The sequence below is a fragment of the Streptomyces sp. NPDC004561 genome (assembly GCF_053602155.1).
In genome coordinates this window covers 1-12,949 of record NZ_JBSGDB010000235.1, presented here as the reverse complement: position 1 = coordinate 12,949, position 12,949 = coordinate 1, and the positions used below count along the sequence as shown (strand labels likewise).

Annotated in this window: 8 protein-coding genes and 2 pseudogenes; 9 read left to right on the top strand and 1 reads right to left on the bottom strand. The window is 71.5% G+C overall.

Going from position 1 to position 12,949, the window contains the following annotated elements:
• The 9 genes and pseudogenes from ACWEN3_RS26925 to ACWEN3_RS26885 form a co-directional block, all read left to right on the top strand.
• Positions 1-1,239 (top strand): outer membrane protein assembly factor BamB family protein (locus tag ACWEN3_RS26925; RefSeq protein ID WP_452975876.1); only part of this gene is annotated, 1,239 nt, incomplete at its 5' end.
• A 343-nt stretch (positions 1,240-1,582) separates the two neighbouring features.
• Positions 1,583-2,764, top strand: a complete 1,182-nt coding sequence (locus ACWEN3_RS26920) for an ROK family protein (protein WP_452975875.1) — start codon at positions 1,583-1,585, stop codon at positions 2,762-2,764.
• Positions 2,765-2,933: 169 nt separating this feature from the next.
• Positions 2,934-4,452: pseudogene (locus ACWEN3_RS26915) on the top strand (sugar ABC transporter ATP-binding protein).
• Positions 4,449-5,468, top strand: a complete 1,020-nt coding sequence (locus ACWEN3_RS26910) for an ABC transporter permease (RefSeq protein WP_452975873.1) — start codon at positions 4,449-4,451, stop codon at positions 5,466-5,468. The pseudogene ACWEN3_RS26915 and the gene ACWEN3_RS26910 overlap by 4 nt, the downstream one beginning before the upstream one ends.
• Positions 5,469-5,485: 17 nt before the next feature.
• Positions 5,486-6,526 (top strand): substrate-binding domain-containing protein, encoded by a 1,041-nt coding sequence (locus ACWEN3_RS26905; protein ID WP_452975871.1) that lies wholly within the window; start codon positions 5,486-5,488, stop codon positions 6,524-6,526.
• A 76-nt stretch (positions 6,527-6,602) separates the two neighbouring features.
• Entirely contained in the window at positions 6,603-7,823 is a 1,221-nt protein-coding gene (locus tag ACWEN3_RS26900) for a Gfo/Idh/MocA family protein (RefSeq protein WP_452975869.1), read from the top strand.
• A 13-nt stretch (positions 7,824-7,836) separates the two neighbouring features.
• Positions 7,837-8,835, top strand: a complete 999-nt coding sequence (locus ACWEN3_RS26895) for a sugar phosphate isomerase/epimerase family protein (RefSeq protein ID WP_452975867.1) — start codon at positions 7,837-7,839, stop codon at positions 8,833-8,835.
• Positions 8,836-8,928: 93 nt separating this feature from the next.
• A complete protein-coding gene (locus tag ACWEN3_RS26890) occupies positions 8,929-11,415 on the top strand; it encodes a PQQ-dependent sugar dehydrogenase (RefSeq protein WP_452975865.1) in 2,487 nt (828 codons plus the stop codon).
• A 14-nt stretch (positions 11,416-11,429) separates the two neighbouring features.
• The gene (locus ACWEN3_RS26885; RefSeq protein WP_452975863.1) at positions 11,430-12,758 is read left to right on the top strand and encodes a ThuA domain-containing protein; all 1,329 of its coding nucleotides are present in this window, start codon (positions 11,430-11,432) and stop codon (positions 12,756-12,758) included.
• Here ACWEN3_RS26885 and ACWEN3_RS26880 read toward each other — a convergent pair.
• Positions 12,730-12,949 (bottom strand): annotated as a pseudogene (locus tag ACWEN3_RS26880) (hypothetical protein); the annotation flags it as partial. The gene ACWEN3_RS26885 and the pseudogene ACWEN3_RS26880 overlap by 29 nt on opposite strands.

The window sequence follows — 12,949 nt, the reverse complement described above, 5'->3', positions numbered from 1 at the left end:
GGCTATGCCCTGCTGAGTACGGGGGGCGAGGACGACACGGCGCGGGCGAGCTCGGTGGCGACCAGCCGCTGGGGCACGCTCCCCGCCGGCTGGAAGCCGTGGCAGACCACGGCGTCCGCGGTCGCCGAGCGGGGGGTGAGGAAGGCGCCGGGCTATGAGGGGAACAGGTCGCCGGCCTGCGCAGCGAACGACGGCGCCCTCTACTGCGCAGGCAGCGCCCTCCTTCCGGAACGGATCGACGCCACCACTGGACGTACCCTCTGGCGCTCCGGCATCGCGCCCGCCGGATTGCCGGCCGGCCGCTATGTCACCACCGTCCTCGGCGCGTACGAGGATGTGGTGCTGGTGGAGCTGACGGTCATGGGCGAGGACGGTAAGGGGCAGTCACAGTCCGTCCTCGCGCTCGACAGCGCGAACGGCACGAAGCTGTGGTCCCACCCGGTGCGGACCGACAGCCTGGGCTCGGCCTATGCCGCCGGGGTGACGCTGACGCAGGAGGGCGACGGCGGCGCGGTGACCGTCCGCTCGGCGCGCGATGGAACGGTGCGCCGCAGCATCCCCGTGCCCACCGGGTACGACTGCTCGCCGCTCGCCGTCGACGACCGCCCCTACGTGGAGTGCGCCACCCGGATGGAGGGATCGCACGCTACGAAGTTCTTCGTCGTCGACCCCACCGACGGCTCTGCGCGCATCCTGGTGTCTCCCGCCCAGCAGCGAAGCTTCGTCGGGACCCAGGACGGACAACTGGTCTTCGTGGAGTCCGACAGCCAGCCGGTGACCGACAGTCCCGACCTGACCTACACCCGGATCGTGCGCGTCGACCCGCGCACCGCCAAGCGCTCGATGACGGATCTGCCCGAGCACTACCGCGGGGGGATACCTGCTCTGGCGCACGGGAATCTCTACTTCGCCACCTCCAGCGGCCTGGTCACGGCCGTCTCGCCGGTGACGGGAGCCCGGCTGTGGCAGGGGCATACGACGCTGGAGACACCGGGCGTGGCCTCGGTGGACCCGGCGGGGCACACCGTGTACCTGGCCGGCGGAAGCGGCCGGGTGGCCGCCCTCGACGCGGCGCGCGGCACCCTGCTGTGGGAGTCCTCGGCGCGCGCGGAGGTGCTGGACAGCGGGCTCCTGCCCACAGTGTGGTTCAACAAGGGCGCCCTGGTGCTGGCGACGTCCGACGGCACTCTCTTCACCCTCGACCCGGCGCATCCCGGACGGAAGCCCGTCCCGGCGTGACACGGGCCGGTCCGCCCGACCGGGGCGGCGACGATGCCCCGGCTCGTGGAGTCGCCGGTCAGTGGCTGTGCCGGCGCACGGCGGGTGTCGTAGGGCGGTGCGGGTGTCGAGCATGGAGGTCCGGGCTCTTTCCGAGGGGCGCGGCCGGTACGAGTGTGGCCGGGTCCCCGGGGGCCGGGCCGTCACCGGGCGGACGCCGGGCCAGGGGCTTTGTCCTCACAGTGGAAAAAGTCTGCTGGAAATCGTGCACAGCTTCTTCCCAGGTTCGGCCGGCACTGCTACGTTCCCTGTCGAAAGCCCGACACTGGCGGCCGAAACTGGCGGGGAGGGGCACGTGAGACGCATGACTGCTCGACCGGCGAACGCGCACCAGGCCCGTCTGCTGAAGCTGCTGCGCGACGGCGGCCCCAACTCCCGTGCCCAGCTGGGCGACCGGATCGAACTCTCCCGGTCCAAGCTGGCCGTGGAGGTGGACCGGCTGCTGGAGACGGGGCTCGTGGCGGCCGACGGACTCGCCGCCTCGCGCGGCGGCCGCCGCTCCCACAACGTCCGGCTCAACCCGGACCTCAGGTTCCTCGGCGTCGACATCGGCGCGACCTCGGTCGACGTCGCCGTCACCACCCCCGAACTGGAGATCCTCGGCCACCTCAACCAGCCGATGGACGTCCGTGAGGGTCCGGTCGCGGTCTTCGAGCAAGTCCTGGACATGGCCGGGAAGTTGAAGGCCGCGGGACTCGCCGGGGGCTTCGACGGCGCCGGCATCGGCGTCCCCGGGCCGGTCCGCTTCCCCGACGGCGTACCGGTCGCCCCACCGATCATGCCCGGCTGGGACGGCTTCCCCGTACGGGAGGCGCTCAGCCAGGAACTCGGCTGCCCGGTCATGGTCGACAACGATGTGAACCTCATGGCCATGGGGGAGCAGCACGCCGGAGTCGCCCGCACCACGGCCGACTTCCTCTGCGTCAAGATCGGTACCGGCATCGGCTGCGGCATCGTGGTCGGCGGCCGGGTCCACCGGGGCACCACCGGCAGCGCCGGCGACATCGGCCACATCCAGGCCGTGGCCGACGGCCGCCCCTGCGCCTGCGGCAACCGGGGCTGTCTGGAAGCCCACTTCAGCGGCGCGGCACTGGCCCGCGATGCGGTGCAGGCGGCCCAACAGGGCCTGTCCGCCGAACTCGCGGCCCGGCTCGAGACGAGCGGCACCCTCACCGCCGTCGACGTCGCCGCCGCGGCCGCGGCGGGGGACGCCACCGCACTCGACCTGATCCGCGAGGGCGGCACCCACGTCGGTCAGGTCATCGCCGGACTCGTGTCCTTCTTCAACCCCGGCCTGGTGGTGATCGGCGGCGGGGTGACCGGCCTCGGCCACACCCTGCTCGCCGCCATCCGCACCCAGGTCTACCGCCAGTCCCTCCCGCTCGCGACCGGCAACCTGCCCATCGTCCTGGGGGAGTTGGGCCCCAGCGCCGGCGTCATCGGCGCGGCCCGGCTGATCAGCGACCACCTCTTCTCACCCGCGTAGGCCCACGACAGCTCCTCACCGCGCCGACCCCCTGTCGGCGCGAGCGACCTTCGTCCACCACGCCCACTGACTCGTGTAACGACGCCTTTCGTCCGTACGGCACCCAGCCCTGCCCTGCGAGCCGCGGCACGCCCTGACACCGGCCCGCACGTCCGCCGAGGGGAACCACATGGCACCAGAACCACCGCTGCTCAGCATGTCCGGGATCGCCAAGTCGTTCCCCGGCGTCCGCGCCCTGGACGGCGTCGACCTCGACGTCCAGGCGGGGGAAGTGCACTGTCTGCTCGGTCAGAACGGCGCCGGCAAGTCCACGCTCATCAAGGTCCTCGCCGGCGCCCACCAGCCGGACGACGGCGCCATCCACTGGCGCGGCGAGCCGGTCACCCTGCGCTCGCCCATCGCCGCCATGCGCCTCGGCATCGCCACCATCTACCAGGAACTCGACCTCGTGGAGCACCTGTCGGTGGCGGAGAACGTCCACCTCGGGCACGAGCCGACGGCCGCCGGCTTCGTCGTCCGCGGGATGGCGGCGCGCACGGCGACCTCCCTGCTGCTCGAGCGACTCGGACACCCGGAGATCGACCCCGCCCGCCTGGTCGGGGAGTTGTCGGCGGCCCAGCAGCAGGTCCTTGGCCATGGCCCGGGCCCTCTCCCACGACGTACGGCTCATCGTCATGGACGAGCCGTCCGCCGCCCTCGACCCCGACGAGGTGGACAACCTCTTCCGGATCGTCGCCGATCTCACCGCCGACGGCGTCGCCGTCGTCTACATCTCGCACCGTCTCGAGGAGATCCGGCGCATCGGCGACCGGGTGACCGTACTCAAGGACGGGCGGGCGGTCGCGGGGGGACTGCCCGCCAAGACCACCCCGACCCGGGACGTCGTCGCCCTGATGACCGGCCGCAACGTCGAGTACGTCTTCCCCGGGCGGCCGGCGCGGGAACCCGACGGCGAGCCCGTCCTGCGGGTGCGGGGCCTGGCCCGCGACGGCGAGTTCGCCCCGCTCGACCTCGACCTGCGGCCGGGCGAGATCGTAGGACTGGCCGGACTGGTCGGCTCGGGGCGCTCGGAGATCCTGGAGACGATCTACGGCGCACGCAGGCCCACGGCGGGGAACGTGTCCGTCGACGGGCGGACCCTGCGCCCCGGGAGCGTCCGTTCGGCCGTACGCGCCGGACTCGGGCTGGCACCCGAGGAACGCAAGGCGCAGGCCCTGCTGATGCTGGAGTCCGTCACCCGGAACGTCTCGGTGTCCTCCCTGTCCCGCTTCTCCCGGGCCGGCTGGGTCGACCGGCGCGCCGAACGGGGCGCCGCACGGACGTCCGTCCGTGAACTGTCGCTGCGGCCCGACAACCCGGACGTGCCCGTACGCACCCTGTCCGGTGGCAACCAGCAGAAGGCCGTCCTGGCCCGCTGGCTGCTGCGCGGCTGCCGGGTGCTGCTGCTGGACGAGCCCACCCGTGGCGTCGACGTCGGCGCGCGCGCCGAACTGTACGCGGTGGTGCGCCGCCTCGCCGACGAAGGGCTCGCCGTCCTGCTGGTCTCCAGCGAGGTGCCCGAGGTGCTGGGCCTCGCCGACCGCGTGCTGGTGCTCCGCGAGGGCCGGGTCGTCCACACGGCGCCCGCCCAGGAGCTGGATGAACACCGTGTCCTCGACCTCGTCATGGAAGGAAGCCCGGCGTCATGACGCAGCCCGTCTCCCCGCCCCGGGACACCGCCGGCAAGATCCCGCAGGCCGGCCGACTCGCCCCCTGGCGCTCCCTGTCGGCCCGCGCCGACGTCCGCACCCTCTCCCTGCTCGGGGTGCTCGCCGCGCTGGTCGTCATCGGCGGCGTCACCAAACCCGACGAGTTCCTCGACACCCGCAATCTCCAACTCGTCCTCACCCAGGCGTCGGTGATCGGCGTGGTCACCGTCGGCATGACCTTCGTCATCACCTCCGGCGGCATCGACCTCTCCGTCGGCGCCATCGTCGCCCTCGCCTCCGTCTGGGCGACCACGGTCGCCACGCAGGAGTACGGCTTCGCGGGCATCCTCTTCACCGCGATGCTCGTCGGCCTCGGCTGCGGACTGGTCAACGGCCTGCTCATCGCCTACGGCGGGATGGTCCCCTTCATCGCCACCCTCGCGATGCTGGCCTCGGCGCGCGGGCTCGCCCTGCAGATCACGGACGGCAAGACGCAGATCGTCACCGTCGACGGCGTCCTCAAGCTAGGTGAGCGCGACTCCTACGTGCTGGGCATCCCGCCCCTGGTCCTGGTGTTCGCCATCGTGACGATCGCCGGCTGGCTCGTGCTCAACCGCACCACCTTCGGCCGCCGCGCCGTCGCCGTCGGCGGCAACGCGGAGGCTGCCCGGCTCGCCGGCATCGACGTCCGCCGCCAGCGGCTCTACCTCTACCTGCTGTCCGGGCTGTGCTGCGGCATCGCCGCCTTCCTGCTGATCGTGCTCTCCGGCTCGGGCCAGAACACCAACGGCAACCTGTACGAACTCGACGCCATCGCGGCCGCGATCATCGGCGGCACCCTGCTCAGCGGGGGCCGCGGCACCGTCACCGGCTCCGTGCTCGGCGTACTGATCTTCACGACGATCACCAACATCTTCGCCCTGAACAACCTCCAGAGCGACGTCCAGCAGATCGCCAAGGGCGCGATCATCGTCGCCGCCGTCCTGGTCCAGCGCCGCACCGCCCGCACGACCTGAGGAAAGGGTTCACCGCCATGTCGCACATCACCAGTCGCAGAGGACTGCTCTTCGGAACCGCGGCGGTCTCCGCGGGAGCCCTGCTCACGGCTTGCACCAGCAACGACACGAAGGACGACGGGGCCGCCGCGAACGAGCAGCCGGCCGCCGACGACAAGCCGGGCAAGCACGTCACCATCGGCTTCGCCGGACCCCAGGCCGACCACGGCTGGCTCAACGCCATCAACGACAACGCCAAGAGCCGGGCCAAGAAGTACTCGGACGTCAGCCTGGAGATCACCGAGGGCTCCAACGACACCGCCCAGCAGATCGGCCAGATCGAGACCCTCATCAACAAGAAGGTCGACGTCCTGGTCGTCCTGCCCGCCGACGGCAAGGCGCTCACCCAGGTCGGCCTGAAGGCGATGCGCGCCGGCATCCCGGTCGTCAACCTCGACCGCATCTTCGACTCCGCGCAGGCCTACCGCTGCTGGATCGGCGGCGACAACTACGGCATGGGCCTGAACGCCGGCCGGTACATCGGCGAGAAGCTCAAGGGCAAGCCGGACGCCCGGGTCGTCGAACTCGCCGGCCTCGACAACCTGGAACTGACCAAGCAGCGCACCCAGGGCTTCGACGACGCCCTGAAGAACTACCCCAACATCAAGAAGGTGGCCCGCCAGGCCGCGGAGTTCACCGTCGAGTCCGGCCAGGCCAAGATGGCCCAACTCCTGCAGGCACAGTCCAAGTTCGACGCCCTGTGGAACCACGACGACGACCAGGGCGTGGGCGCGCTCCGGGCCATCCAGCAGGCCGGACGCGACGACTTCCTGATGGTCGGCGGGGCCGGCGCGCTGTCCGCCTTCCAGGCGATCAAGCAGGACAGCGGCGTACTCAAGGCGACCGTCCTGTACCCGCCCACGATGGCCGCCTCCGCCATCGACCTCGCCCGCGCCCTCGGCCAGGGCAAGGGCGTCGGCGGCCTCGCCGAGTTCGAGATCCCCGCCTCGATCACGCTCTACTCGGCCGTCGTCGACAAGACCAACGTCGACCGGTACATGCCCACCGGCTTCCGGTGACCGGCCCCGCCCGCACCCCCCACCGCGCGAGGGCACAAGCCCCCCACCGCGCCACGACCAACAGGAGGACGAGCGCATGGAACAGCCGCAGCCGCCAGCGGAACCAGAGACGGAACCGAGCGCGGGAAAACCCCGGCTGCGCGTCGGCATGGTCGGCTACGCCTTCATGGGCGCCGCCCACTCCCAGGGGTGGCGCACCGCGGGCCGCGTCTTCGACCTGCCCCGGCTGCCGGTCCTCGCCGTGCTGTGCGGACGGGACGGCACGGCGGCGCGGGCCGCGGCCGACCGGCACGGCTGGGCGGCCGTGGAGACCGACTGGCGCGCCCTGATCGCCCGCGACGACGTCGACCTCGTGGACATCTGCACCCCCGGTGACAGCCACGCCGAGATCGCGGTCGCCGCGCTGGCCGCCGGGAAACACGTCCTGTGCGAGAAGCCCCTCGCGAACACCGTCGCCGAGGCCGCGACCATGACACGGGCCGCCGAGGAGGCGTACGGCCGCGGTCTGCTGGCGATGGTCGGCTTCAACTACCGCCGGGTGCCGGCCACCGCGCTCGCCCGCCGGATGGTCGCCGACGGCCGGCTCGGTACCCTGCGGCACGTCCGGGTGACGTACCTCCAGGACTGGCTGACCGACCCGGGTTTCCCGCTGACCTGGCGGCTGCGGAAGGAACTCGCGGGCTCCGGCGCGCTCGGCGACCTCGGTGCCCACATCGTCGACCTCGCCCAGTACCTGGCGGGGGAGCGGCTGGCCGGAGTGTCGGCGCTGACGGAGACCTTCGTCCGGGAGAGACCCCTGCCCGGCGGCGCCGGAAGCGGTCCGACGGCGATGCCGGCGGCCGGCACCGGCACGGTCACGGTGGACGACGCCGCCCTGTTCACCGGCCGGTTCGCCTCCGGCGCCCTCGCCTCCTTCGAGGCCACCCGGTACGCCACCGGCCGCAAGAACGCCCTGCGTATCGAGCTGAACGGCGAGCGCGGCTCCCTCTTCTTCGATCTGGAGCGGCTGAACGAGCTCTGGTTCCACGACGCCACCGAGCCCGGCACCGAGGCCGGCTTCCGCCGCATCCTCGTCACCGAACCCGATCACCCCTACGTCGACGCGTGGTGGCCGCCGGGCCACGGCCTCGGCTACGAGCACACCTTCGTCCACCAGGCCCGCGACCTCGTCCACGCCATCGAGGACGGCCGCCGCCCCGACCCCTCCTTCGCCGACGGACTGCAGGTGCAGCGCGTCCTCGCGGCGGTGGAGGAGAGCGCAGAGAAGAACTCCGTCTACACGCCCGTCGCGGACTGAGGGGACACGTCACATGCCGCGCCCGTTCACCCTGTTCACCGGCCAGTGGGCCGACCTGCCCCTGGAGGAGGTCTGCCGCCTCGCCCGTGACTTCGGCTACGACGGACTCGAACTCGCCTGCTGGGGAGACCACTTCGAGGTCGACAAGGCGCTCGCCGACCCCGGCTACGTCAAGTCGCGCCACCAACTCCTCGAAAGGTACGGCCTGAAGTGCTGGGCGATCTCCAACCACCTCACCGGCCAGGCCGTCTGCGACGCCATCATCGACGAACGCCACCAGGCCATCCTCCCGGACGACATCTGGGCCGACGGTGACCCCGAAGGCGTACGGCGGCGCGCCGCGGAGCGGATCAAGGACACCGCTCGCGCGGCTGCCGCGTTCGGCGTCGACACCGTCGTCGGCTTCACCGGCTCCGCGATCTGGCACCTGGTCGCCATGTTCCCGCCGGCGCCCGAGTCCATGATCGAGCGCGGCTACGAGGACTTCGCCGCACGCTGGAACCCGATCCTCGACGTCTTCGACACCGAGGGCGTACGGTTCGCCCACGAGGTCCACCCCGGCGAGATCGCCTACGACTACTGGACCACCCACCGCACCCTGGAAGCCGTCGGGCACCGCCCGGCCTTCGGCCTGAACTTCGACCCCTCCCACTTCGTGTGGCAGGACCTCGACCCGGTCGGCTTCCTGTGGGACTTCCGGGACCGGATCCACCACGTGGACTGCAAGGAGGCCCGCAAGCGCCTCGACGGCCGCAACGGCCGCCTCGGCTCCCACCTGCCCTGGGGCGACCCGCGCCGCGGCTGGGACTTCGTCTCCGCCGGACACGGGGACGTGCCCTGGGAGGACGTCTTCCGCATGCTCCGCTCCATCGACTACCGCGGACCCGTCTCCGTGGAGTGGGAGGACGCCGGCATGGACCGGCTGCAGGGCGCACCCGAAGCCCTCGCCCACCTGCGCAGCTACGACTTCGAGCCGCCGTCGGCATCGTTCGACGCGGCCTTCTCCAGCTGACCACTCGCGTCGGCTCGCCAACGCTCCGGGATGACGGCGCATCCCGGCGTACGCACCCACCCCGTACAACCAGCCCCACTCTGGAGGCCATTCGTGCACGGGAACGATCTCACCAACCGCACCGGAACCCGCAGAACACGCCTGCGCAAGTCGCTCGCCCTGCTCGGCGGGGCCCTGCTCGTGGGCACCACCCTCACCCTGACCACCCCCCAGGCCGGCGCAGCCGTCACCGGCCAGGACAGCGCCGCGGCGACGGAGGACTTCCAGCAGGTCACCCTCGCCAAGGGCGCGGCGGAGGTCGGCGAGCCCATGTCGCTCGCCGTCCTCCCCGACCGTTCGGTCCTGCACACCTCCCGCGACGGCGTACTGCGCCTGACGGACGCCGCCGGCAACACCCGGGTGGCGGGCAAGCTCGACGTCTACTCCCACGACGAGGAGGGCCTGCAGGGCGTCGGCGTCGACCCGGACTTCACCCACAACCGGTTCGTCTACCTCTACTACGCCCCGCCGCTGAACACCCCGGCCGGCGACGCCCCGGAGACCGGCACCGCCGCCGACTTCGCGCCCTTCGACGGCGTCAACCGGCTCTCCCGCTTCGTGCTGAACACCGACGGCACCCTCGACAAGGCCAGCGAGAAGAAGATCCTCGACGTGTCGACCACGCGCGGCCTGTGCTGCCACGTCGGCGGTGACATCGACTTCGACGCGGACGGCAACCTGTACCTGTCGACCGGCGACGACTCCAACCCCTTCCAGTCCGACGGCTACAGCCCGCTCGACGAGCGCGCCGACCGCAACCCCGGCTTCGACGCCCAGCGCACCGCGGGCAACACCAACGACCTGCGCGGCAAGATCCTGCGCATCAAGGTCAACGCCGACGGCTCCTACTCCATCCCCGACGGCAACCTCTTCCCGCCCGGCACCGCCAAGACGCGGCCCGAGATCTACGCCATGGGCTTCCGCAACCCGTTCCGGTTCAGCGTCGACAAGAAGACCGGCATCCTCTACGTCGGCGACTACGGCCCCGACGCCGGCGCCGCCGACCCCAAGCGCGGCCCCGCCGGCCAGGTCGAGTTCGCCCGGGTGACCAAGCCCGGCAACTTCGGCTGGCCGTACTGCACCGGCGCCAACGACCCTTACGTCGACTACGACTTCGCGACCAAGACCTCCGGCGCCACCTTCGACTGCTCCGCGCCGAAGAACGACTCGCCGCACAACACCGGTCTGACCGACCTGCCCCCGGCCCAGCCGGCCTGGATCCCCTACGACGGCCCGTCCGTGCCGGAGTTCGGCAGCGGCTCCGAGTCCCCGATGGGCGGCCCGGTCTACCACTACGACGCCACGCTCGACTCGCCCGTGAAGTTCCCCGCCGCCTACGACGGCGACTTCTTCGCCGGTGAGTTCGGCCGCCGCTGGATCAAGCGCGTCACCAGCGACGCCGACGGCAAGGTCCAGTCGATCAACGACATCCCCTGGAGCGGCACCCAGGTGATGGACATGGCGTTCGGCCCCGACGGCGCCCTCTACGTGCTGGACTACGGCACCTCCTGGTTCGGCGGCGACGACCACTCCGGCCTCTACCGCATCGAGAACGCCACCGACGGCCACTCCCCGGTGGCCCAGGCCGCGGCGGACCGCACCTCCGGACAGGCCCCGCTGAAGGTGGCCTTCTCCTCGGCCGGCACCAGCGACCAGGACGGCGACGCGCTCACCTACAGCTGGGACTTCGGCGACGGCGCGAGCTCGACCGCGGCCGACCCCACGCACAAGTACAAGAAGAACGGCACCTACACCGCCACGGTGACCGCCAAGGACACCACCGGCCGCACCGGCAGCGCCAGTGTCCAGGTCGTCGTCGGCAACACCGCGCCCACCGTCACGCTGGAACTCCCGCAGGACGGACAGCTGTTCAGCTTCGGTGACCCGGTCCCGTTCAAGGTGAAGGTCACCGACCCCGAGGACGGCAAGGCGATCGACTGCTCCAAGGTCACCGTCAACTTCATCCTCGGCCACGACAGCCACGGCCACCCGCTGACCTCCGCCCACGGCTGCTCCGGCACCATCCAGACCAGCGCCGACGGCGGACACGACCAGGACGCCAACATCTTCGGTGTCCTCGACGCCCAGTACACCGACGGCGGAGGTGGCGGCCAGGACCCGCTCACCACGCACGCCCGGAGCGTCCTGCAGCCCCGCCACCGCCAGGCCGAGCACTTCGGCACCTCCTCCGGCGTCACCGTGGCCGCCCGGACCACCGCCCACGGCGGCAAGGTCGTCGGCGACATCCACGACGGCGACTGGATCGCCTTCACCCCGTACGCCCTGTCCGACGCCAAGAAGATCACCGCGCGCATCGCCTCCGGCGGTGCCGGCGGCACCCTCGAGGTCCGCGCCGGATCCCCGACCGGCACCCTGCTGGGCAAGGCCACCGTGCCCGTGACCGGCGGCTGGGACACCTACCAGGACGTCTCCGCCGACCTGTCCCGCGCACCGCGCGGCACCATCACCCTCCACCTGGTCTTCAAGGGCGGCAGCGGAGCCCTGTTCGACCTGGACGACTTCACCTTCACCACCGGCTGAGAGGAGGGCACACCATGCGACCAACGGGCACAATCACCACCGCGGCGCTCGGTGCCGCCCTGCTCCTCGGCTGCCTGACCGCACCCGCCGTGTCGGACCCGGCCCACACCAAGCGCGTCCTGGTCTTCTCCAAGACCGCCGGCTTCCGGCACGACTCGATCCCCGAGGGCATCGCCGCCGTCCGGCAGCTCGGCGAGGCGAACGGCTTCACGGTCGACGCCACCGAGGACGCCGGCGCCTTCACCGGCGCGAACCTGCGCCGCTACGCCGCCGTGGTGTTCATGTCGACCACCGGTGACGTCCTCGACGCCGCCCAGCAGGACGCGTTCGAGGGGTACATCCGGCACGGCGGGGGATACGTCGGCGTCCACGCGGCCGCCGACACCGAGTACGACTGGGACTTCTACGGCGGTCTCGCGGGCGCCTGGTTCCAGAACCACCCGGCGATCCAGCAGGCGTCGGTGAACGTGGAGGACCGCGCCCACCCGGCGACCTCGCACCTGGGACGGACCTGGGAGCGCACGGACGAGTGGTACAACTACCGCTCGAACCCGCGCGAACGCGCCCACGTCCTCGCCTCCCTGGACGAGGGGTCGTACACGGGCGGCACCATGAACGGCGACCATCCGATCGCCTGGTGCCAGCACTACCAGGGTGGCCGCGCCTTCTACACCGGCGGCGGCCACACCAAGCAGTCCTACACCGACCCCGCCTTCCGGCAGCACCTGCTGGGCGGCATCCGGTGGGTCATCGGCGACGTCCAGGCCGACTGCCGCCCGGAGAACGGCTACCGGCCGCTCTTCGACGGCACCTCCCTGGACGGCTGGCGACAGGCCGGCCCGGGCGGGTTCACGCTCTCCGGCGACGGCACGCTGACGTCGACGGGCGGCCTGGGACTGCTCTGGTACACACCGTCGGGCTTCGGGTCGTACTCGCTGAAGCTCGACTGGAAGGCGGCCGGCGACGACAACTCGGGTGTGTTCGTGGGCTTCCCGCCCTCGGACGACCCCTGGTCGGCGGTCGACAACGGTTACGAGATCCAGATCGACGCCACCGACGTGCCCGAGAAGACCACCGGGTCCGTCTACGGCTTCCAGTCCGCCGACCTGAAGACGCGCGACCGTGCGCTGAACCCGCCGGGGGAGTGGAACACGTACGAGATCCGCGTGGAGGGCGAACGCCTGCGCGTCTGGCTCAACGGCGTGAAGATCAACGATTTCACCAACACCGATCCGGCCCGGAGTCTGCGCGACGGACACATCGGCATCCAGAACCACGGAACCGGTGACGAGGTGTCCTTCCGCGACATCCGGATCAAGGAACTGCCCGCCAAGGGCAGGTGAGCGGCGGCGGGCGGGGGACGCCGGACTCCCGCCCGCCGTCTTCGTCCCGGCTCACCCGGGGCCCTTCGTCCCCACTCACCAGGGGTTCGCGCACGCCCTCGCGGACTCCGGCTACGACCTCGCGGGCCAGGGCCAGCAGGTCCTCGGTGGTGGCGTCGCCGCGGTTGGTGAGGGCGAGCGTGTGCTTGGTG

Coding starts and splice junctions, on each gene's coding strand:
- ACWEN3_RS26920 (WP_452975875.1), top strand. CDS start 1,583: ATGACTGCTCGACCGGCGAACGCGCACCAGGCCCGTCTGCTGAAGCTG.
- ACWEN3_RS26910 (WP_452975873.1), top strand. CDS start 4,449: ATGACGCAGCCCGTCTCCCCGCCCCGGGACACCGCCGGCAAGATCCCG.
- ACWEN3_RS26905 (WP_452975871.1), top strand. CDS start 5,486: ATGTCGCACATCACCAGTCGCAGAGGACTGCTCTTCGGAACCGCGGCG.
- ACWEN3_RS26900 (WP_452975869.1), top strand. CDS start 6,603: ATGGAACAGCCGCAGCCGCCAGCGGAACCAGAGACGGAACCGAGCGCG.
- ACWEN3_RS26895 (WP_452975867.1), top strand. CDS start 7,837: ATGCCGCGCCCGTTCACCCTGTTCACCGGCCAGTGGGCCGACCTGCCC.
- ACWEN3_RS26885 (WP_452975863.1), top strand. CDS start 11,430: ATGCGACCAACGGGCACAATCACCACCGCGGCGCTCGGTGCCGCCCTG.